24 protein-coding genes are annotated in these 21,101 nt (G+C 60.3%); 17 read left to right on the top strand and 7 right to left on the bottom strand.

Translation table 11 applies throughout. The features are described 5' to 3' along the window. From fbaA to AB5Y76_RS13670, 3 genes are all read left to right on the top strand, one after another. Nucleotides 1–1,080, top strand: coding sequence for a class II fructose-bisphosphate aldolase (gene fbaA, locus AB5Y76_RS13680; RefSeq protein WP_005335434.1), 1,080 nt, complete (start codon nucleotides 1–3; stop codon nucleotides 1,078–1,080). Between the two features lie 159 nt (nucleotides 1,081–1,239). Beyond that, a complete protein-coding gene (locus tag AB5Y76_RS13675) occupies nucleotides 1,240–2,544 on the top strand; it encodes an FAD-binding oxidoreductase (protein WP_263718624.1) in 1,305 nt (434 codons plus the stop codon). A gap of 238 nt (nucleotides 2,545–2,782) precedes the next feature. Then, the gene (locus AB5Y76_RS13670; protein WP_263718626.1) at nucleotides 2,783–3,370 is read left to right on the top strand and encodes a hypothetical protein; all 588 of its coding nucleotides are present in this window, start codon (nucleotides 2,783–2,785) and stop codon (nucleotides 3,368–3,370) included. A gap of 54 nt (nucleotides 3,371–3,424) precedes the next feature. Here AB5Y76_RS13670 and AB5Y76_RS13665 read toward each other — a convergent pair whose 3' ends face one another. The 4 genes from AB5Y76_RS13665 to cutA all read right to left on the bottom strand — a co-directional run bounded on the left by AB5Y76_RS13665 (nucleotide 3,425) and on the right by cutA (nucleotide 6,503). Beyond that, on the bottom strand, nucleotides 3,425–3,838 hold the full coding sequence (locus AB5Y76_RS13665) for a hypothetical protein (RefSeq protein WP_263718628.1): 414 nt from the start codon (nucleotides 3,836–3,838) through the stop codon (nucleotides 3,425–3,427). A 70-nt stretch (nucleotides 3,839–3,908) separates the two neighbouring features. Next, nucleotides 3,909–4,400: an N-acetyltransferase gene (locus tag AB5Y76_RS13660; protein ID WP_064335563.1), complete on the bottom strand. Its 492-nt coding sequence runs from the start codon at nucleotides 4,398–4,400 to the stop codon at nucleotides 3,909–3,911. Next, entirely contained in the window at nucleotides 4,390–6,189 is a 1,800-nt protein-coding gene (locus tag AB5Y76_RS13655; RefSeq protein ID WP_263718631.1) for a protein-disulfide reductase DsbD, read from the bottom strand. The genes AB5Y76_RS13660 and AB5Y76_RS13655 overlap by 11 nt, the downstream gene beginning before the upstream one ends. Further along, nucleotides 6,186–6,503 carry a divalent-cation tolerance protein CutA gene (cutA, locus tag AB5Y76_RS13650; protein ID WP_139733334.1) on the bottom strand — a complete coding sequence of 106 codons (318 nt, stop codon included), beginning with the start codon at nucleotides 6,501–6,503 and terminating at the stop codon, nucleotides 6,186–6,188. Before cutA ends, AB5Y76_RS13655 begins: the two co-directional genes overlap by 4 nt. A gap of 244 nt (nucleotides 6,504–6,747) precedes the next feature. Between cutA and AB5Y76_RS13645 the strand changes: the two genes are divergently transcribed. Then, entirely contained in the window at nucleotides 6,748–7,098 is a 351-nt protein-coding gene (locus AB5Y76_RS13645) for a hypothetical protein (protein WP_263718634.1), read from the top strand. A gap of 106 nt (nucleotides 7,099–7,204) precedes the next feature. Here AB5Y76_RS13645 and AB5Y76_RS13640 read toward each other — a convergent pair whose 3' ends face one another. Further along, nucleotides 7,205–7,654 carry a PACE efflux transporter gene (locus tag AB5Y76_RS13640; RefSeq protein ID WP_043849855.1) on the bottom strand — a complete coding sequence of 150 codons (450 nt, stop codon included), beginning with the start codon at nucleotides 7,652–7,654 and terminating at the stop codon, nucleotides 7,205–7,207. A gap of 135 nt (nucleotides 7,655–7,789) precedes the next feature. Here AB5Y76_RS13640 and AB5Y76_RS13635 point away from each other — a divergent pair, with 135 nt between their 5' ends. Beyond that, nucleotides 7,790–8,671 carry a LysR family transcriptional regulator gene (locus AB5Y76_RS13635; RefSeq protein ID WP_263718637.1) on the top strand — a complete coding sequence of 294 codons (882 nt, stop codon included), beginning with the start codon at nucleotides 7,790–7,792 and terminating at the stop codon, nucleotides 8,669–8,671. Nucleotides 8,672–8,677: 6 nt separating this feature from the next. Here the strand turns inward: AB5Y76_RS13635 and ygfZ are convergent, their stop codons facing one another. Beyond that, on the bottom strand, nucleotides 8,678–9,586 hold the full coding sequence (gene ygfZ / locus AB5Y76_RS13630; protein WP_263718639.1) for a tRNA-modifying protein YgfZ: 909 nt from the start codon (nucleotides 9,584–9,586) through the stop codon (nucleotides 8,678–8,680). Nucleotides 9,587–9,697: 111 nt separating this feature from the next. Between ygfZ and AB5Y76_RS13625 the strand changes: the two genes are divergently transcribed. Together AB5Y76_RS13625 and AB5Y76_RS13620 are read left to right on the top strand one after the other, a co-directional pair. Next, a complete protein-coding gene (locus AB5Y76_RS13625; RefSeq protein ID WP_005335417.1) occupies nucleotides 9,698–9,967 on the top strand; it encodes a succinate dehydrogenase assembly factor 2 in 270 nt (89 codons plus the stop codon). Nucleotides 9,968–9,986: 19 nt separating this feature from the next. Then, nucleotides 9,987–10,379, top strand: a complete 393-nt coding sequence (locus AB5Y76_RS13620; RefSeq protein WP_263718690.1) for a protein YgfX — start codon at nucleotides 9,987–9,989, stop codon at nucleotides 10,377–10,379. A gap of 155 nt (nucleotides 10,380–10,534) precedes the next feature. On the opposite strand, the gene nadB is transcribed toward AB5Y76_RS13620, so the two are convergent. Next, complete coding sequence (nadB, locus tag AB5Y76_RS13615) at nucleotides 10,535–12,142, bottom strand: L-aspartate oxidase (protein WP_005335413.1); 1,608 nt, start codon at nucleotides 12,140–12,142, stop codon at nucleotides 10,535–10,537. Nucleotides 12,143–12,324: 182 nt separating this feature from the next. Here nadB and rpoE point away from each other — a divergent pair, with 182 nt between their 5' ends. The 10 genes from rpoE (at nucleotide 12,325) to pdxJ (ending at nucleotide 21,026) form a co-directional block, all read left to right on the top strand. Next, nucleotides 12,325–12,906 carry an RNA polymerase sigma factor RpoE gene (gene rpoE, locus AB5Y76_RS13610; protein ID WP_005335411.1) on the top strand — a complete coding sequence of 194 codons (582 nt, stop codon included), beginning with the start codon at nucleotides 12,325–12,327 and terminating at the stop codon, nucleotides 12,904–12,906. Between the two features lie 22 nt (nucleotides 12,907–12,928). Then, entirely contained in the window at nucleotides 12,929–13,531 is a 603-nt protein-coding gene (locus tag AB5Y76_RS13605) for an RseA family anti-sigma factor (protein WP_184237587.1), read from the top strand. A 21-nt stretch (nucleotides 13,532–13,552) separates the two neighbouring features. Next, a complete protein-coding gene (locus AB5Y76_RS13600) occupies nucleotides 13,553–14,533 on the top strand; it encodes a MucB/RseB C-terminal domain-containing protein (RefSeq protein WP_005335407.1) in 981 nt (326 codons plus the stop codon). A gap of 93 nt (nucleotides 14,534–14,626) precedes the next feature. Beyond that, a complete protein-coding gene (locus AB5Y76_RS13595) occupies nucleotides 14,627–15,088 on the top strand; it encodes a SoxR reducing system RseC family protein (protein ID WP_040068038.1) in 462 nt (153 codons plus the stop codon). A gap of 116 nt (nucleotides 15,089–15,204) precedes the next feature. Further along, nucleotides 15,205–16,998 (top strand): translation elongation factor 4, encoded by a 1,794-nt coding sequence (lepA, locus tag AB5Y76_RS13590; RefSeq protein ID WP_005335396.1) that lies wholly within the window; start codon nucleotides 15,205–15,207, stop codon nucleotides 16,996–16,998. 3 nt (nucleotides 16,999–17,001) lie between these two features. After that, nucleotides 17,002–17,925: a signal peptidase I gene (gene lepB, locus AB5Y76_RS13585; protein WP_005335395.1), complete on the top strand. Its 924-nt coding sequence runs from the start codon at nucleotides 17,002–17,004 to the stop codon at nucleotides 17,923–17,925. After that, complete coding sequence (rnc, locus tag AB5Y76_RS13580; RefSeq protein WP_005335394.1) at nucleotides 17,926–18,597, top strand: ribonuclease III; 672 nt, start codon at nucleotides 17,926–17,928, stop codon at nucleotides 18,595–18,597. Continuing rightward, nucleotides 18,594–19,493, top strand: coding sequence for a GTPase Era (era, locus tag AB5Y76_RS13575; protein ID WP_042053921.1), 900 nt, complete (start codon nucleotides 18,594–18,596; stop codon nucleotides 19,491–19,493). Before rnc ends, era begins: the two co-directional genes overlap by 4 nt. Beyond that, nucleotides 19,494–20,204, top strand: coding sequence for a DNA repair protein RecO (gene recO, locus AB5Y76_RS13570; RefSeq protein WP_005335391.1), 711 nt, complete (start codon nucleotides 19,494–19,496; stop codon nucleotides 20,202–20,204). Nucleotides 20,205–20,288: 84 nt separating this feature from the next. Next, nucleotides 20,289–21,026: a pyridoxine 5'-phosphate synthase gene (gene pdxJ, locus AB5Y76_RS13565; RefSeq protein WP_005335389.1), complete on the top strand. Its 738-nt coding sequence runs from the start codon at nucleotides 20,289–20,291 to the stop codon at nucleotides 21,024–21,026. Nucleotides 21,027–21,101: the final 75 nt, after the last annotated feature.

Below are 21,101 nucleotides of genomic sequence, written 5' to 3'. Positions count from 1 at the left end.
ATGTCTAAGAAAATTTTCGACTTCGTAAAACCCGGCGTGATCACTGGTGATGACGTTCAGAAAGTGTTCGCCATCGCTAAAGAGAACGGCTTTGCTCTGCCGGCCGTAAACTGCGTTGGTACCGACTCCGTGAACGCCGTACTGGAAGCTGCCGCCAAGGTTAAAGCGCCGGTTATCGTTCAGTTCTCCAACGGTGGTGCCGTGTTCACCGCCGGTAAGGGTCTGAAGCTGGAAGGTCAGAAAGCTGCCATCCTGGGTGCCATCTCTGGTGCCAAGCACGTGCACGCTGTTGCCGAAGCTTACGGCGTGCCGGTAATCCTGCACACCGACCACGCTGCCAAGAAGCTGCTGCCGTGGATCGATGGTCTGCTGGAAGCGGGCGAGAAGCACTTTGCTGAAACCGGCAAGCCGCTATTCTCCTCCCACATGCTGGATCTGTCCGAAGAGTCTCTGGAAGAGAACATCGACATCTGCTGCGAGTACCTGACCCGCATGGCCAAGATGAACATGACTCTGGAGCTGGAACTGGGTTGCACCGGTGGCGAAGAAGACGGCGTCGACAACAGCCACATGGATCAGTCCGCTCTGTACACCCAGCCGGAAGATGTTGCTTACGCTTACGAGCGTCTGTCCAAGATCAGCCCGCGTTTCACCATCGCTGCCTCCTTCGGCAACGTACACGGTGTATACAAGCCGGGTAACGTCAAGCTGACCCCGTCCATCCTGGACGCTTCCCAGAAGTACGTTTCCGAGAAGTTCGGTATTCCGGCCAAGTCTCTGGACTTCGTATTCCACGGTGGTTCAGGTTCCACTCTGGAAGAGATCCGCGAGTCCATCTCCTACGGCGTAGTGAAGATGAACATCGACACCGACACCCAGTGGGCAACCTGGGAAGGTCTGCTGAACTTCTACAAGAAGAACGAAGCTTACCTGCAAGGCCAGCTGGGCAACCCGGAAGGCGCCGACAAGCCGAACAAGAAGTACTACGATCCGCGCGTATGGCTGCGTGAAGGTCAGACTTCCATGATCGCTCGTCTGGAGAAAGCATTCTCCGACCTGAACGCCATCGACGTACTGTAATTCGTTACAGCACCTTGATTGCATGAAAAGGCGCCCTTCGGGGCGCCTTTTGCATTTCTGTGATCCGCACCGGTTGGTGAGTGGAGGAGGAACTGGGTATTATCGAAACAACTTTGCTTATTTTATTAAACAATTTGCAACCAAGGCAGGATGCTGAGTATGCAGGCAGGAAAGCACAACGGATATCAGGAGCACGTCGCCTCCTACTACGCGGCCACCCGCAACGACTCGCAACAGTGGCCCGAGCTGGAGGGGGAGCACAAGGCTGACGTCTGCATCATCGGCGGCGGCTTTACCGGTCTCAATACCGCCATCAATCTGGCTGATGCCGGTTACAAGGTCGCCTTGCTGGAGGCCAACCGCATCGGCTGGGGGGCTTCCGGGCGCAACGGCGGTCAGCTTATTCGCGGTATCGGCCACGATACCAGCCAGTTTGCCCGCTGGATTGGTGAGGAGGGGGTTCGCGAGCTTGACCTGATGGGGCTGGAGGCGGTGCAGCTGGTGCGCGAGCGGGTGGAGCGTTTCAATATCGACTGCGATCTCACCTGGGGTTACTGCGACCTCGCCACCCGTCAACGCCATCTGGCTGGCTTCGAGGAGGAGTTCGACCATCTGGCGAGCCTCGGCTATGAGCATGAACTCAAGCTGGTGCCGCGGGAAGATATCCATAGCGTGGTGGGGTCGGATCGCTATATCGGCGGTCTTATCGACATGGGCTCCGGCCATCTCCACCCTCTCAATCTGGCGCTCGGCGAGGCGCGCGCCGCAGCCAGCCTCGGGGTTTCCCTGTTTGAACACTCCCGGGTGACCCATATCGATTACGGCAAGCAGGTCGAGGTGACCACGGCTCATGGGCGGGTCACCGCCGACTATCTGGTGATCGGCTGCAACGCCTATCTCAACGACCTCAATCCGGAGCTGGGGGGGCGGGTGCTGCCCGCGGGCTCCTACATTCTCGCCACCGAGGTACTGGATCGCCGCTTGCGCCAGCGCTTGCTGCCGCAAAACATGGCGGTGTGCGATCAAAATGTGGCGCTCGACTACTACCGCCTCTCCGCCGACGGTCGTCTGCTGTTCGGCGGGGCCTGCAACTACTCGGGAAGGGATCCCCGCGACATCAAGGCCTTTATGCTGCCCAAGATGCTGCGGGTCTTCCCTGAGCTGGCTGGCACCGCTATCGAGTTTCAGTGGGGCGGGATGATCGGGATTGGCGCCAACCGGCTGCCGCAGATTGGCCGCTTGAAGGAACACCCCAACGTGCTCTACGCCCAGGCCTATTCGGGTCACGGTCTCAATGCTACCCATATGGCGGGCAAGCTGGTGGCCGAGGCGATCCGCGGCGAAAGCCGAGGTTTCGATCTCTTTGCCAGCGTGCCCCATATCACCTTCCCCGGCGGCCCGGCGCTGCGCTCCCCGCTGTTGGCGCTGGGGATGCTGTGGCACCGTTTCAAGGATATCTTCTGACCCCCATTGTCAGCCAGCGCAGTGATGGCTGAACGCCTGCCCCCTTGCCAGCCCTTGTTTATAGCGGGTTGGCACTATCGTTCCGCCCGATAGACCAAAAGATGCATTCGCGCCAATCTCGTCCGGTTGGCGCTATCTTTTAGGTGTGAGTACGGTTATCTGCCAAGGGGCAAGAGTTTGTCAGATTGCCGGAATATTTGCCGAAAAAGGGCCAGAGGGCGGGGAGAGGAGGGCCAAGATGGAGATAAATGTGGTCGCGTCAGGCGGGCCCAGCCCGCTGGCGCAAAGGCAGGGTTCTCCCGCCGTGCAGGCACAGGAGCGGGCTGCAACTTCACCATCAACGGGCAGTGACAGCCTGGTGCGCGACCTTGGCGCTGTGCTGGATGAGCTGGGGCTGTCACCGCAAGGGGAGAGCAGCGGCGGTGGCACTGTTTCAATCAGGGACTCGCTGGAAGCGTTCATCAACACCATGATGGGCTCCCTGCAACAGCAGCAGGAGCAACAGTTGGCATTGCAGCAACAACAGCGGCAAGAGCAGGAACAGCGCAAACTCGCCATCGCCGACAGCAGCGAAAACCCGCTCAAGCGGGATCTGGAGCGCCTGCTGGAGACGCTGGATCAGCAGGGCGGACAGGGAAAAGAGAGCGAGCAAGGGGTCGAAAGCGAAGCGGTGAACCCCTTGCAGAACCAGCTGACCAAGCTGCTGGAGAGCAGTGGTGCGGCAGAGAGCGGGGTCACCCTCAAGGAGGTGCTGTCAGGGTTGGCCAGCAAGTTGCCGAGCGAAACCGCCGAGCGAAAAGGGTATCGGGTCGATACCCAGGTTTGAGCTGGTTGGCAACGGCAGTCCAGTCGTTGCAGTGCGTAAGGGGCGGGCAGCCCTTTATTGGGCCGGTTCCGCCAGCCGCCATCCCTGTTCGTCCTTCATCATCCACACCTCGGCCTCTTGTGGCAGCACCTGGCCCGCCTCGAACTCGCCATATTTGCGCTCGAGCTCCATCAGCCCCATCTCCTGCTGGAAGGGGCCAACCCGGTCGTAGACCAGATCCTCGTTGTGCAACACCTGCAACTGATCGAGCCCCTGCTTGAAGTGGAGCTGGTAACTCACCTTGACCAGATAGACCCCCTCCATCCGCTCCTCCTTGCCGAGGATGGTGAAGTCGCTGATATCGAACAGGTTGGCGTCTGTCTCGGCCAGCAGCTTGGCGGTGACCTGCTGGCGGATATCCTCTTCACCGGGCCCTGCACTGCAGCCATAAAGCCAGAGGGCTAGCAGGGGGATGAACCACTTTTTCATCAAAACTCCGGACAAGTGCAAAACGAGAGGGGCGATTGTGCCACGCGAATGCGCGGCGGCAAACCTCGGCTCACGGTTCCAGTGAACGTTCCAGCACGATGGCCTCGGCCCGATAACCAGCCAGCTCGCGGCGATAGCACTCGGTGAAGCCTCTGCGCAGCCAGAAGGATAGAGCACTCTCATTGCTGGCAATCACTGACAGGCGAAGCCGGGTAGCCCCCCATGAGCTTGCCAGCGTGCAGGCGTGAAGATAGAGCGACTGACCACGGCCACTCCCTTGCCAGGGTTCCCCCACCAGTAACAGACCCAGATAGGCGGTGTCTGGATTGGGGTAGCCGCGCAGCAGATCAATGACAGCGGTGAGTTCTCCCTGCTCCCAGCGGCCGATGAGATGTTTGTCGGAGAGAGGCAGGCCGGATGGGCAGGCGACAAGTTCCTCTTCTCCTGCCTGTGCAGAGAGAGGGTCATTGCTCACCGCCGCCTGATAGGAGGGGGCCTGCTCGAACAGCCGCTGCAAGGCAGGTGCATCACTTGTCTGCAGCCGACGCAACTCAGTGTGCATCACTTACCATCTCGAGATGTTTGGCAAAGGGGATAGGCCCCATAAAACCGGTGACCCGCTGCCCTGTCAGCTCCTTGCCCTCGCGGTCGAAGAAGATGAGGGTCGGCAGTCCCAGCACATTGAGGGTGTTGAGCAGCTCGATATCGGCATCGTCGTTGGCAGTGACGTCTGCCTGCAGCAGCACCATCTGGCCGAAGCGCTCCCTCACCGCGGGATCGCTGAAGGTCTTGTGCTCGAACTCCTTGCAGGCGACGCACCAGTCGGCGTAGAGGTCGAGCAGCACCGGCTTGCCGCGGGCGGCGGCCAGCTGCACCTTGAGATCATCCAGCGTCTTGATGCGGATAAACTGCGGCGCCGTTTGACCGGCATCTGCCGTGACGGCAGCAGTAGCGGCCGGTTGCAGCAGATCCTTGCCCACGACCACGGCGCTGATCATCGCCAGCAACAGTACGAAGCCGCGCACGCTTCTTGCCACCGAGTGGGGCTGGTGCTGGTTGTGGTGATAGAGATAGCCGCACAGCAGCAGCCCCCAGCCGAGCCAGGCGAGAGTAGCAATCTGATCGCTCCAGAGCCGTGACAGCAGCAGGATCGGCACTGCCAGCAGGGCAAAGCCAAACAGCTGCTTGATCACATCCATCCAGGCGCCCGCTTTTGGCAGCAGCTTGCCACCCGAGGTGCCGAGCAGCAGCAGCGGTAGCCCCATCCCGAGCGAGAGGGCATAGAGCGCCGCCCCGCCTAGCCAGAGATCGCCGCTCTGGGCCACGTAGATCAGCGCCCCCGAGAGCGGCGCCGTGGTGCAGGGGGAGCAGACCAGCCCGGAGATCATCCCCATGATGGCGACCCCGACTACAGAGCCCCCCTGCTGGCGGTTGGAGAGGCCGGAGAGTCGGGTTTGCAAACTGCTCGGCAGTTGCAGGGTGTAGAGCCCGAACATGGAAAGGGCCAGCAGCACGAACATCACCGAGAGGCCGATCAGCACATAGGGGTGTTGCAACGCCGCCTGGAATTTCAGCCCTGCCGAGGCCACTACCAGCCCCAGCAAGGTGTAGGTGACCGCCATCCCCTGCACATAGACCAGGGAGAGCAGGAAGGCGCGGCCGGTGGAGAGGCGATGGCCAGCACCGGCGATGATGCCGGTCAGGATTGGGTACATGGGGAAGACGCAGGGGGTGAAGGCGAGCCCCAGCCCCAGCGCGAAGAAGGCGACGATGCTGAGCCAGAACCCCTGATGGCCGAGGGCTGCGGCGAGCTGATCCTGCTGACTCACTGGTGCGACGTTTTGTGCCGTTTCAGTAGTGGACGCTGTGGTTGCCGTGACCAGCGGGGCCACATCGATCAGCTTGTCGGTCGGCGGGTAGCAGAGGCCGTCGGTACAGCCCTGATAGCGCACCCGCAGGGTAGCATTTTCCCCCACCTCCTTTAGCGGCACCGCGATGCTCACCTGCTGGTAGTAGACCCGGGTCTTGCCGAAGAAGTCATCCTCGTGCTCGGTGCCTTCCGGCAGGGTCGGCTCGCTGAAGGTGAGGTTGTTCCCCTTGAAGCGCAAGCTGTGGCGATAGAGGTAGTAATCGTCGGCGATGTGGAGGGTCAGCAGCAGCTGATCGCCACGCTGTTCGCTCTCGATCTGAAAGGCCTCATCGACCTGCAAAAATTTGGGCTTGGCATTCGCCTCAATACCCAGCGAGCTGAGCAGATCGGCGCCGCTGGCGTGGGCTGGGGAGCTGCCCACCGCTGTCATCAGCAGGGCGCAGAGCAGCAGCAGGGGAGAGAGCAAGCGGGTGAACGTCATGAGGTCTCCCCATTGAGCCAGTCCAGATAGGCAGGTAGTCCGGCACTCACCGGCAGGGCCAGCAGCTCGGGCACCTCATAGGGGTGATTGGCTTGAATACATGCCTGCAACTCGGCAAAGAGTGGCTGGCGGGATTTGATGATTAGCTGAATCTCGGTGGCGCGCTCCACCTTGCCTTGCCAGCGATAGACGGAGGTGACGCCCGGCAGTTGATTGATGCAGGCGGCCAGCCGCTGGTTCAGCAGCTGCTCGCAGAGAAGGTCGGCACTGGTTTGATCTGGGCAGGTGCAGAGCACCACAATGGCGTCGGTCATAAAGCGGATCTTCACCTCGTTGGGGTAAACCGGGCAGGCGCCCTTGCCGTCTCATCCCTGTCTGTGGATGAAGGTGAAAAAAGCGCCTGAAAATCAGGGGCTACTATACCCCAGAGGCGCTTCAAATAGCATCTGTAGCCATTTGTGAGCCAGCGCCAAAAATTTGTGGGGGGCATGAGATAGACGCTGTCATGGGGACAGGGCAGAATGAGCGGGCTTGTTCCCAATTGACGTAAGGAAATGTATGACCCAACAGAATGAGCAGCAGAGAAACCGCATGTTGAGCCTGCTGCGCGAAGGTGAGCGCCGCATGTTGGTTCAATTGGCCGGGCTGCTGCGCACGACCGCCGATGAAATCAATGCCGAGCTGGAGAAAGAGGAGCTGATGGCCACCCTGGAGCAGCCCATTACAGTGGAGTATCTCAACGGCGTGGTGCAGCACCATCTGTTCGAGCGCAAACACAAGGGAGATATGGCGGTTGCCCAGCAGATCCTGAGCGATTATCAGAGCGAGCTGGAAGCGCTGCAGGCCGCTCAGGCCCAACAGGAGAGCGAAGAGGCCGAGAGCAGCGAAGCCGCCAAGGCTCAAGCCTGAACCCCTGCCGCTGACCGCCCGGTCAGCGCGCCCCGACCTCCTCTCCGGGACCATCATCAGGTTTCATGATGGTGCCCTGTTTTTACCGTTTGTTGCCGGTCTCCCTTCAACCCAGTGCATTCTGCTGCAGATGCGGCATCGACTCGCCCGGGATCGGGAATACCTTGTCGTAAACCCAGTTGTAGACGAAGGCGTAGACCAGATAGAAGGCAACGAAGCCCAGATCCAGCACCAGCGCCTCCAGCATGCTGACGTTGAGCCACCAGGCCATGGCCGGCAGGGCCACGGTCAGGAGACCCCCTTCGAAGCCGATGGCGTGCACCACCCGCTGCCAGACATTCTTGTAGGTGTGGCCCTGATATTTGAGCAGCAGCTTGTCGACGCCGATGTTGTAGACGTAGTTCCAGAGGGTCGCCATCACCGAGAAGAAGAGCGCCAGCGGCCCCATGTGGCTGAGGTGAATGCCGGTCGCCCAGCTGGCCAGCGGGGCGGCAATGAACAGGCCAATCACTTCAAAGCCGATGGCTTGGCGGATGCGGTCGTTACGGGTACGCATAAATCACTCTCTTGAACAGTCACGTTGAAAACATGGGGGCAATCTATCGCTAAATTGCGATGGTTTCACGTTGGTATCTATCGCTAAAATAGATAGATAACAGGCCTGTCGGGGGCTAAAAAGAGGAGCCGAAGGGTGAATCCATCGCTGGAACAACTGAAAATCTTGCTGGCCGCCGCCGAGAGCGGCTCCTTCTCCGCCGCTGCCCGCAAGCTGGGCAAGGCGCAGTCGGTAGTGAGCAGCGCCATCGCCAATCTGGAGATCGATCTGGCGCTCACCCTGTTTGACCGCAGCGGCCGCTATCCGCAGCTGACGGAGGCGGGGGCCCGCATGGTGCAAGAGGCGGGGATCCTGCTGGCGCAGAGTGAACGATTGCAATCCATTGCCGGGGAGCTGGCGGCCGGGGTGGAGACGCGGTTCACTCTGGCCATCGATGATGACTCCCACTTGCCCTGGCTCGGCACCCTGCTGGAGGAGTTCGCCACTCGTTACCCGACCGTGGAGCTGGAGCTGCTCTTCCCGCTGATGGAGGATGTGACCGAGATGTTGGTGACCGGCCGGGCCCAGCTCGGCATCAGTTATCAGAAGGTGCATCCCCAGCGAGAGATTGTCGCCCATTCGCTGGGGGAGGTGACCATGCCGCTGGTGGTGTCACCGGATCATCCGCTGGCCCGCAAGCAGCCGCTGCGGGAGGTCGATCTGCAGGGGGCTCGTCAGCTGATGGTGACCGGCCGACGTGAAGGGAGCGAGCGCCAGCGTTTTCGCATCTCGGCTCAGGTGTGGTGGGTCGAGGGGGATCTCGGGGTGCTGGAGCTGGTCAAGCGGGGCCTTGGCTGGTCCGCCATCCCGGAATTTCTGCTGCATCAGCCGCTGGCTCGCGGCGAAGTGGTGGTGCTGGAGCCGGACTTTATCGCCAGCCACGCGCTGGCGCTGGAGTTGCAGTGGCATCGCGCCCGCCCGCTGGGGCAGGCGGGGCGCTGGTTGAAGGAGGCCCTGCTGGCGCGGGTGCCTCGCTAGCCGACCTTACTCGGTCAGGGCGTAAGGCAGGGGTTGCAGGGTGAGGCGGGAGCCTTCGTCCTGCTTGAGGCGGAATTGGGCGTCAGCCTCGGTATCTTTCGGCAGTACGGCGGTGAGCCACACCTGCCGGGCCTGTTGCCAGGCGTTGAGCACCATGCCGCTGCGGCGCCAGTTGTCACCCAGTTGCAGCTCAAGGGTATCGCCGCTGGCGACCTGCTCGCCGGTAGTCCCCGCCAGCAGGAACAGGGCGCGGTTGTTGGCGCCGCGATACTTGGCGCGGGCCACCGTCTCTTGCCCCATGTAGCAGCCCTTGTTGAAGCTGATGCCGTCCAGTGCCTGCAGGTTGAGCATCTGCGGGATGAACTCCCCCTGATGCACCGCTTCCATGTGTGGCAGGCCCGCCTTGATCTCGAGCCCCCACCAGAGTGACTCGTCACCTTGCGGCAGGGCGTCGGCTTGCTGATTGCTCACCAGCAGCCAGCGATCCTGCTCAATCTTCACCGCCATGCCGCCGTCGATAAGACCGCTCTGCAGAAGGCCAAATTGCGTGGCGATCCACTCATCGCTGCCCGCACCGGCGATCCCGGTGGCGTGGCGTTCGTCTGCGGTGATCTCGACCTTGGAGAAGACGGCAAATTTCTTCAGCTCCGGCAGCTGACGCTCAAGTACCGAAGGGCTGGTCAGCAGCAGCAGACTGTCGTCGAGGCAGAGCAGGCGGAAATTGCTCCACAGCTTGCCCTTGGGATCACAGTGGCCGCCCGGGGTCTGTTGCCCCGGTTGCAGGGCGTTGACATCACAGGTGACCTGACCTTGCAGATATTTGGCGCGATCCTGGCCGCTGATACGGGTGATGGCCAGCTTGGTCAGGGGGAAGCGGGTCGGCTCGGCAGGAAAAACAGGTGGTTGCAGGCTCACGATGGTATTCCAGAGAGAAAGTATGTGAGCTGCATGGTAAAGACGTAACTAATGTTTGTCAGCCGGAAAATCCAGCTGGTACCATCCCCCGGTCTTTGTAAGGAGAGTGCCATGTTGAGCCCAGTTGAAAAATCCCGCCTGAAGTGGGCCTGCCGTCGCGGTATGCTCGAGCTGGATGTGATCTTTATGCCCTTTTTCGAACACGAGTTCGACTCCCTGAGCGAAGCCGATCAGCAGACCTTTATCCGCCTGCTGGCGAGCGACGATCCGGATCTGTTCAAATGGTGCATGGGTCATGGTGTCCCTGCCGATCCCGCATTTGCCGCCATGATCCCGATGATCCTGGAGCGCAATCAGGCGCGCCACGACCGCCAGGGATAATACCGTGGAGCGGGTGATCATGACGGTTCACCCCTCCCGCCATCAGCAATGTTTGCTGGTGGCCCTCTTTCTGTTGCTGCTTTGGCCGGTGGCTGGCCTGATTGCCGGTTGGCAGTGGGCGCTGTTGCTGCCCGTCTGGCTGGCGGCGCTCTGGCTGAGCTGGCGCTCCCTCGTCGCGCCCCCGTTCGAGCTTGTCTGGGATGGCCAGTGGCTACAGTGGCAAGGTTGCCGCTATCAGCTCGGCAAGAAAAGCCGCATTTTGCCCGGCGTGCTCAGGCTGGCGCTTTGTCCCGAGCCGCAAGAGAGTGGAGCTGTGTCGCCACGGCAACTCTGGATCTTCTCCGACGCCCTTCCCCCCGAACATTACCGCCTGCTGGCGCGAGCCATCCACTTTCTGCCGTCCCGGCGCTGATTCCTGCTTTCAGTGATGACCATGCGCTGATTTATCGCGATAAGCTGTTGCCATGTGGCTGGCGACACTCTTTTTGTGACTGAAAAGCGGTTGAAAACAAGTGACCCCGCCGGGGCGGGGTCACTGATTGCTGCAACGCTTGGCAGGAAGGGGGATTAATCCCGCTCCGGGGTCAGCACGGTCGGTTTGGAGTCCGGCAGCATATCCGGATGATCCAGGTTGTAGTGCAGGCCGCGAGACTCCTTGCGCTGCAGGGCGCAGTTGACGATAAGCTCGGCCACCTGTAGCAGGTTGCGCAGCTCCAGCAGGTTGTTGGAGACGCGGAAGTTGGCGTAGTACTCCTGCACCTCCTGCTTGAGCAGGTCGATGCGGCGCTTGGCGCGGGCCAGGCGTTTGTTGGTACGCACTATCCCCACGTAGTCCCACATCATCAACCGCAGTTCGTGCCAGTTGTGCTGGATCACCACCAGTTCGTCGGAATCTTCCACCTTGCTCTCGTCCCACACCGGCAGGCGCGGCGGCTCCACACTCATCGGCAGCTTGGCCAGAATGTCGGCACCCGCCTGATGGGCATAGACCACGCATTCCAGCAGGGAGTTGGAGGCCATGCGGTTGGCGCCGTGCAGACCGGTGTAGGTCACTTCGCCGATGGCGTAGAGGCCGGGGATATCGGTCTGGCCGTTGTTGTCGATCATCACGCCGCCACAGGTGTAGTGGGCGGCTGGAACGATGGGCATCGGCTCCTTGGTGATGTCGATGCCGACCGCGAGGCAGCGCTCATAAATGGTCGGGAAGTGCTTGATGATGAAATCGGCCGGTTTGTGGCTGATGTCCAGATACATGCAATCCGCCCCGAGCCGCTTCATCTCGTGGTCGATGGCGCGGGCGACGATATCCCGTGGCGCCAGCTCGGCCCGCTCGTCGAACTCCGGCATAAAGCGGCTGCCGTCCGGGCGGCGCAGATAGGCCCCCTCGCCACGCAGCGCTTCGGTCAGCAGGAAGTTGGGGTCGTCCGGGTGAAACAGGCTGGTGGGGTGGAACTGGTTGAACTCCAGGTTCGCCACCCGGCAACCGGCCCGCCACGCCATGGCGATGCCATCGCCAGAGCTCACATCCGGGTTGGAGGTGTACTGGTAGACCTTGGAGGCTCCACCGGTGGCCAGCGCTACGAAACGGGCGCGGATCACCTCGACCTGCTCGGCGTTGCGGTTCCAGACGTAGGCGCCCAGCACCTTGTTGCCCGGCAGGTTGAGCTTGCGGGTGGTGATGAGGTCGACCGCGTTGAAGCGCTCCATCAGCTGGATATTGGGGTGGGCGCGCACCTGATCGATCAGGGTGAGCTGCACCGCCTTGCCGGTGGCGTCGGCCGCGTGGAAGATGCGGCGATGGCTGTGGCCCCCTTCCCGGGTGAGGTGGTACTGGGATTCACCATCGGCGTTCTCCTCCTGATCGAAGGGGACCCCTTGCTGAATGAGCCACTGGATGGACTCGCGGGCGTGGCGTGCGGTGAACTCGACTACTGCCGGGTCACACAACCCGGCGCCCGCGTTGAGCGTGTCGCTCACGTGGGATTCGATGCTGTCGGTTTCGTCGAAAACGGCAGCGATGCCTCCTTGCGCATAGAAAGTGGCCCCTTCACTGATGGGCCCCTTGCTCAGAACCAGGACTTTGGCGTGGTCTGCCAATCGCAACGCGAGTGACAAACCAGCGGCACCGCTGCCAATGATCAGTACATCGCAAAGGTATTCAACACTTGCTTTCATAAGTATCATTGGCCTGGATTAAGAACTGGCACCATGGTAGCCCAAGCGAGGGCGAGGATGCAGCCTGCATCACATTTTTTTCAATTGAAGCGAACTTTCTCTGATTCTCCCTGTCTGAACTTGTGCGCTTAGGAAGGGCCGGAAAAGAAAAACGATAACCTGATGGGGGTTTTACGGCTCTGATGAGCGACCAGAATCTACTGGACGAACAGCTGGTTGAACGGGTCCAGCGCGGCGATAAAGCAGCTTTCAACCTGTTGGTAAAAAAATACCAGCATAAGGTGGTCAACCTGGTTGCCAGGTATGTCAACAATCCCGGTGATGTGCCCGATGTGGCGCAAGAGGCCTTTATAAAAGCCTACCGTGCATTGCCGACATTCCGTGGCGAAAGTGCTTTTTACACCTGGTTGTACCGAATTGCCGTGAACACGGCGAAGAATTATCTCACCTCCCAGGGGCGCAGGCCGCCCAGCAGTGATGTGGAGGCTGACGAAGCGGAGTCTTATGGTGGTGGTGAAGCCTTGCAAGAGGTCTCAACCCCCGAAAACCTGGCGCTGACTGACGAGATCAAACGCACCGTGTTTTCAGCCATAGAGGCATTGCCGGAAGACCTGAGGACAGCTATCACCCTTCGCGAACTGGAAGGGCTGAGCTACGAAGAGATTGCCGAAATCATGGATTGCCCTGTGGGTACGGTCAGATCCCGTATCTTCCGGGCGAGGGAAGCAATCGATAAAAAGCTGCAACCTCTGATCGAGAATTAACTGGGGAAAGACGGGTTAACTTATGGCAAATAAAGAGCAAATCTCTGCCCTGATGGATGGTGACCTGAGTGACGCAGAGGTACTGAACGAGCTGGAGATGGACTCCGACTTGCAAGATACCTGGGGTCGTTACCACCTGATCGGCGATGCCATGCGGGGTGACCTGCCGGTCAATCTGCAACTGGATCTCAGTGACAGCATCATGGCTGCGCTGGAGGATGAGCCCACCATACTGGCACCCAAGCCGGTCGAGATGGCTCCCGTGCTGCAACCTGCCGTTGCGCCGGTCAAGACAGATGCCAATGTGGTTCCGTTGTTCCGCCGTGTCGGTCAGCAACTGGGTCAATATGCCATTGCCGCCTCCGTGGCCGCTGCCGTTATCTTCGGGGTGCAGCAGTATCAGGGGCAGGATGGCGTTCCGGCCAATCCGGTGCTCAATACCATTCCAATCGGTGGCAGTGCGGCGCCGGTGAGTGTTCACTATCCGCAACAGGATGGCGCCCGTGCCCGTCAGCAAGGGCTGACCGAACAGCAGATGCAGGAGCAGCGGGAGCGGATTAACGCCTTCTTGCGTGACCACCAGTTGCAGCAGCGCCTGTTGCAAGACAGACAGATCCAACAATAACGAATTGTCAGGGATACAAACGTGCGCCAGTCCAGCCGTATTTTGCTGGCCTCTCTCCTGCTGATTAGTGCCAAGGCCTCGGCCGACGATAAGTCGGCCGAGGCCTTGTTGCAGCAGATGCAGAGTGCCGTGCAGCAACAGAATTTCGAGTTGTCCATGGTCAAGGCCCGTCAGGGGCGTCTTGAACCGATCCGGATCAGCCATGCCGTCATCAACGGCAAGGAAGTGGCCCACCTCAGTTACCTCGACGGCAAGGCGATCGAGTATCTCCAGCGCCAGAACGAATACACCTTCTTTGAAAACAGCCACGATCCCTACACCCTGAAGGATGCCCGCTTCCCCGGCATCTGGTCGACCCTGGTGAAGATGCCGCTGGCACAGGTGCTGGAGAGCTATGATCCTGTGCTGGCCGGTCGCAGCCGGGTTGCCGGTGTGGTGGCGCAGGTGGTAAGGCTGGTGCCTAAAGAGGCCGATAAATATGGTTTCGTGCTCTGGATTGACGAGCAGAGCCACTTGCTGCTGCGGATCGACATGGTCGAGCGGGAAGGCAATCTGGTGGAGCAGGTACTTGGTGTCGAACTGGATCTGCAGAGCAAACCGGCCCCCTGGCTGGTGAAGCTGGCCAACAGCAAGCAGCCCCCGGCGCTGGCGCTGGAGGATGCCTATCCGGCGCCGCAACAGCAGTTGAACTGGCAGATCACCTGGTTGCCCGATGGCTTCAAGGTGCTGTCGCAAGACCGGCACCAGCTGGTGACCACCAGTATGCCGGTGGATTACATGATGCTCTCCGACGGGCTGGTAGATCTCTCGGTCTACGTCTCCCGGGTCGATCCCAAGCAGGCGGTGCGCCAGCAGCTGATCCGCCAGGGGGCGACCTCGCTGGTGAGCTATGTCAACGAGGTGGGGGTCGAGATCACCGTGGTCGGCGAGGTGCCTGCCGAAACCGCCAAGCGCATCGCCGAGTCGGTCCAGCCGCTGGCCCGCAACGAAGCGGTGCAGTAACGGGGGATGCGGGGTTCTTCCCCGCTTGCCGAGCGTGGCGAGTCGTGGTCAGATCCCCTGATTGTGTGAACCCGAGGTGTTGCCGTGAATGAGATGAGTGAAGAGCTGGCGACCGTGGTGGCCATTGAGGGTGACCATGCTTGGGTGGAGTGCGAGCGTCGCTCCGCCTGCAGTGGTTGTCAGCAGCAATCCAACTGCGGTACCGGCACCGTGGCCAAGGCGTTTCCCCTGAAAGCTCCCCGCTTGCGGGTCAGGCTGACCGCCGAGGTGCGGGTTGGCCAGCAAGTGAGGCTCGGTATCCCGCAGGAGAGTCTGCTGCGCGGGGCCGCGCTGGTCTATGTGCTGCCGCTTTTCTGTCTGTTGGCCGGCGCCTTGCTGGGGCAGCTCTGGCTGGCGCCGCTGCTCTCGGGCGGGGAGGGGATTACCATTCTCTGCTGCCTGCTGGGGGGCGTGCTGGGCTTTTTACTGGTTCGTTACTTTTCCAACCGCCTGGATCAGGGGCGTTACGGCCCGCAGATGCTCGGCGTTGTCGTCCCTGTCCGCATCCTCCCCTGACTGAACAGGCGCTATTTCACTGGCGCTGGCGACTAAAGAATGGCCGTCAGCCGGGTTATCCAGTAAAATCGCGCCTCCATAACTGACCTTAACTAATTTTGAGTGACTCTTGCTCGATGAAACACATTCGTAACTTTTCGATTATTGCGCACATCGACCACGGTAAATCGACCCTGTCGGACCGTCTGATCCAGACTTGCGGTGGCTTGTCCGACCGCGAGATGCAGGCTCAGGTGCTTGACTCCATGGATCTGGAGCGCGAGCGCGGCATTACCATCAAAGCACAGAGTGTGACCCTGAACTACCAGGCACAAGACGGTAACACCTACCAGCTGAACTTTATCGACACCCCGGGCCACGTGGATTTCTCCTACGAGGTCTCCCGCTCTTTGGCGGCCTGTGAAGGGGCGCTGCTGGTGGTGGATGCCGGCCAGGGGGTTGAGGCACAGACTCTGGCCAACTGCTACACCGCCATGGAAATGGATCTGGAAGTGGTGCCGGTGCTGAACAAGATTGACCTGCCGGCCGCAGAACCCGAGCGAGTTGCCGAGGAGATCGAAGACATCGTCGGTATCGATGCGGTCGATGCGGTGCGCTGCTCCGCCAAGACTGGCCTGGGTGTTGATCTGGTGCTGGAAGAGATCGTTGCCAAGATCCCGGCACCGGAAGGTGACCCGGATGCCCCGCTGCAGGCGCTGATCATCGACTCCTGGTTCGACTCCTATCTGGGTGTTGTCTCTTTGGTGCGGATCAAGAACGGTTCCCTGAAGAAGAACGACAAGATCAAGGTGATGAGCACCGGTCAGGTGTGGGGTGTCGATCGTATCGGTATCTTCACGCCCAAGCAGGTGGATACCCAGGGTCTGGGCTGTGGCGAGGTAGGTTGGGTTGTCTGCGGTATCAAGGACATCCACGGCGCGCCGGTGGGCGATACCCTGACTCAGGCCAAGAACGGTGCCGACAAGGCGCTGGCCGGCTTCAAGAAGGTGAAGCCGCAGGTTTATGCGGGTCTGTTCCCTATCTCCAGCGATGACTACGAGTCGTTCCGTGACGCCCTCGACAAGCTCTCCCTGAACGATGCCTCCCTATTCTTCGAACCGGAGAGCTCTACTGCACTGGGCTTCGGCTTCCGTTGCGGCTTCCTCGGCATGCTGCACATGGAGATCATTCAGGAGCGTCTGGAGCGTGAATACGATCTGGATCTGATCACCACGGCGCCGACCGTAGTGTACGAGATCGAGCTGACCGACGGCTCCACCATCCACATCGACAGCCCGGCCCAGATGCCCGCCATCACCAGCATCAAGGAGATGCGCGAGCCGATCGCCGAGTGTCATATCCTGCTGCCGCAGGAGTACATGGGCAACGTGATCACCCTCTGTATCGAGAAGCGTGGCGTGCAGACCAACATGGTCTACCACGGCAAGCAGGTGGCGCTGACCTATGAAATCCCGATGGCGGAAGTGGTGCTCGACTTCTTCGACCGTCTGAAATCCACCAGTCGCGGTTACGCCTCGCTGGACTACGGCTTCAAGCGTTTCGAAACCTCCGACATGGTCCGTCTGGATATCATGATCAACGGTGAGCGCGTCGATGCCCTGGCCATCATCACCCACAAGGACAACGCCCAGTATCGCGGTCGTCAGGTGGTGGAGAAGATGCGCGAGCTGATCCCGCGTCAGATGTTCGATATCGCCATTCAGGCGGCCATCGGCAACCAGATCATCGCACGCAGCACCGTCAAGGCTCTGCGTAAAGACGTAACCGCCAAGTGCTACGGTGGTGACGTGAGTCGTAAGAAGAAACTGTTGAACAAGCAGAAAGAAGGTAAGAAGCGGATGAAGTCCCTCGGCCGTGTCGACGTGCCGCAGGAAGCCTTCCTCGCGATTCTCCACGTCGGAAAGGATTAATAGATGGCAAGCACGTTTTCCCTGATCCTGGTGGTGGTCTGCGCGATCACCGGTGTTATCTGGTGTCTGGACAAGATGATTTGGTCCAAGCAGCGCGCCGCCAAGATTGCCGTGGCTCGTGCCCATGGCGGTGCCCACCTGGATGAGAAGACCCTGGCCAAGGTGGCCCCCGTGCCGGTCTGGATTGAACAGACCGCCGGGGTCTTCCCGGTCATCACCTTTGTGCTGATCCTGCGTTCGTTCATTTTTGAACCGTTCCAGATCCCGTCAGGTTCCATGATGCCCACCCTGCTGGTGGGCGACTTCATCCTGGTGGAAAAATTTGCCTATGGTCTGCGGGATCCGGTGACCAACACCAAGTTCCTCGAGACCGGCGAGCCCAAGCGTGGCGACGTGGTGGTGTTCAAGTATCCCCTTGAACCGCGCGTTGACTACATCAAGCGGGTGGTCGGCATGCCGGGTGATCGGGTCATCTATCGCAACAAGGAGCTGATGATCCGGCCCAAGTGCGAAGAGCAGGAAGGGAAAACGTGCCCGGGCTTCAAGAAGCTCGACGTCAAGTTTGAACAAAGAGGCGAATTTACCCAGATGGGGATCCCCCTTGACCGCTATACCGAGCAGTTGGGTGATGTCTCCCACGAGACCCTGCGCAATCCGCTGATGCCCGACATGGTTGGCCGTTACTATCGCCAGCCCGGCACCTACCCCGACGAGTGGGTGGTACCGGAAGGCCAGTATTTCGTGATGGGCGACAACCGCGACAACAGCACCGACAGCCGCTTCTGGGGCTTTGTGCCCGAGCAGAATTTGGTCGGCAAGGCGGTCGCTATCTGGATAAGTTTTGAATTCGAGCGCGAAGAAGGCTCCCTGCTGCCAAGTTGGGTACCGACAGGTGTGCGCTTCAACCGCATTGGCGGAATCAAGTAAATGAATATCAAGATGAACAGACTGCAGTCCCGTCTCGGGCATGTCTTTGCGGATCTGGAACTGCTGACCCGGGCGCTGACTCACCGCAGCGCCGGTTCCCGTCACAATGAGCGACTGGAATTTCTGGGTGACTCGATTTTGAGTCTGGTGATTGCCGACGATCTGTTCCACCGCTTCCCGCAAGCGGCGGAAGGGGATCTCAGCCGGATGCGCGCCACCCTGGTGCGCGAGAAGACCCTGGCCGAACTGGGCCGGGAGTTTGACCTCGGGGATCACTTGATCCTCGGTCCCGGCGAACTCAAGAGCGGCGGTTTTCGCCGCGAATCCATTCTGGCCGACACGGTCGAGGCGGTGATCGGTGCCGTCTATCTGGATACCAATCTTGAGACGGTGCGGACACTGCTGCTGAGCTGGTATGCCAGCCGCCTGGAAGAGATCAAGCCGGGCATCGAGCAGAAAGATCCCAAGACCCGTCTGCAAGAAATTTTGCAGGGAAGCCGCAAATCCCTGCCGACCTACACTGTGACCAACGTCAAGGGCGAGGCACATAACCAGGAGTTCACTGTCCAGTGTGACGTGGAAGGTCTGGATGGTCCCCTCGTCGGGGTCGGCACCAGCCGTCGCAAGGCCGAACAGGCCGCGGCGCAGCAAGCATTGGAAAAACTGTCATGACAGATACCACTTATTGCGGCTTTGTCGCCATCGTGGGCCGCCCGAATGTGGGCAAGTCCACCCTGCTCAACAAGCTGCTTGGCCAGAAGGTCAGCATCACCTCGAAGAAGCCCCAGACCACCCGTCACCGGATTTTGGGGATCGATACCGAGGAGAACTACCAGACCATCTATGTGGATACCCCGGGTCTGCACATTGAAGAGAAACGGGCCATTAACCGCCTGATGAACCGTGCCGCCACCAGTTCGCTGGGGGATGTGGCCATGGTGGTGTTTATGGTTGATGGTACCCACTGGACCAAAGACGACGAGATGGTGCTGGGCAAGCTGCGCAATCTCAAGTGCCCTGTGGTGCTGGCGGTCAACAAGATCGACAACGTCAAAGAGAAAGAAGATCTGCTGCCGCACCTCGAGTGGCTGGGCCAACAGATGAACTTCGCCCATATTCTGCCCATCAGTGCCGAAAAGGGCACCAACGTGGAGAAGATCCGCGAGTGGGCCAAGGATCTGCTGCCGGAAAACGTCCACTTCTTCCCGGAAGATTACGTGACTGACCGTTCCTCCCGCTTTATGGCCTCCGAAATCATCCGCGAGAAGCTGATGCGCTTCACCGGTGAGGAGCTGCCTTACTCGGTGACGGTGGAGATCGAGCGCTTCAAGGTGGAAGAGAACGGTCTCTACCACATCCACGGCCTGATCCTGGTCGAGCGCGATGGCCAGAAGAAGATGGTCATCGGCAACAAGGGTGAGAAGATCAAGACCATCGGCACCGAGGCGCGCCTCGATATGGAACGTTTGTTCCAGAACAAGGTGCACCTCGAGCTGTGGGTCAAGGTCAAGTCGGGCTGGGCTGATGATGAGCGCGCCCTGCGCAGCCTCGGGTATGGTGACGACTGATTGCTGACCCCGGCTTTCGTCATCCACAGTCGGCCCTATCGGGAGACCAGCCAGCTGGTCGAGGTCTTCACCCAGGATAGTGGCCGATTTACTCTGGTGGCTCGCGGTTCTCGCGGGCCACGCTCCCCTCTCAAGGGGCTGCTGCAACCCTTTACCCTGCTCACCATCGCTTGGCGCGGCAAGGGCGATCTCAAGAACCTCACCCAGGTCGAATGCCCGGATCACTCCCTGCGTCTCGGCGGCGATCGCCTCTTCTACGGCCTCTATCTCAACGAGCTGGTCTACTACCTGCTGGAAGCGCACACCCCCTTCCCCGAAGTGTTTGATGCCTATGCCCGAGCCATCATGGCGCTGGCCGATGGCGAGACGCCGGAGCTGCCGCTGCGTCGCTTCGAGTTCCTGCTGTTGCAGGCGCTCGGCTATGCGGTGGATTTCGAATACACGGCGGATGACGAGTCGCCCATCGAGCCGACCCTGCTCTATGGCTTCGAGCGTGAATTGGGCTTTGTTGCTTGCGAGCGGGCGCCGGATCCCCGTACCCTGTTTCTCGGTGCCCACCTGCTCGCCTTTGCCGAGGGACGTTTCGATACCCCTCCCTTGCTGCAGGCGGCCAAACGTTTCAGCCGACTGGCACTGCAACCCTATCTGGGCAAGCGCCAGCTAAAGAGCCGGGAGCTGTTTTTAAAACGCAAAGCCAGTATGCAAGGCTGACACAGATTACAGACATACGGATATTGGCGCGGTGTGATTCGCTGACCGCGCAGTCAACAGATGAAGCCTTTCAAGGAGTTCTCAATGAGTGAAATCTATCTGGGTGTGAACATCGACCATATCGCGACTCTGCGCAACGCCCGTGGCACCCAGTATCCGGATCCGGTACAGGCCGCGTTCGTGGCCGAGCAGGCTGGGGCCGATGGCATTACCGTGCATCTGCGTGAAGATCGTCGCCACATCACCGACCGCGACGTGGAGATCTTGCGTCAGACTATCCAGACCAGAATGAACCTGGAGATGGCGGTGACCGAAGAGATGATCGGCATCGCCTGCCGCATCAAACCCCACTTCGTCTGTCTGGTGCCGGAAAAGCGCACCGAGGTGACCACAGAGGGCGGTCTGGATGTGGCCGGTCAGCTGGACAAGGTGACTGACGCCGTTGCCCGCCTCTCCGCGGTGGGGGCGCAGGTTTCGCTCTTTATCGATGCCGATCCCATCCAGATTGATGCGGCTGCCGAGAGTGGCGCCCCCTTTATAGAGATCCATACCGGTCGTTACGCCGATGCCACCACCGATGCCGAGCGCAACGCCGAGTTCAAGCGTATCGCTGCCGGTGCCTCCTATGCCGCAGGCAAGGGCTTGAAGGTCAATGCCGGCCACGGCCTGCACTACCACAACGTCAAGGCCATCGCTGCCATCCCCGAGCTCTATGAGCTCAACATCGGCCACGCCATCATCGGCCGCGCCGCCTTCGATGGTCTGGCCAAGGCCGTGAGCGATATGCGCCTGCTGATGCAGGAAGCCCGTCAGGGGATCTGATGCTTCGGGCACTGGCAACGCACAGTGGCCATATGAAACAAAAGGGACGCCATGGCGTCCCTTTTGTTGTTTCTG

The organism is Aeromonas sp. R1-2 (assembly GCF_040908505.1).
Lineage (GTDB): Bacteria > Pseudomonadota > Gammaproteobacteria > Enterobacterales > Aeromonadaceae > Aeromonas > Aeromonas veronii.
Note: the sequence above shows the minus strand (reverse complement) of the source record. Positions and strands in the feature narration are given on the sequence as shown.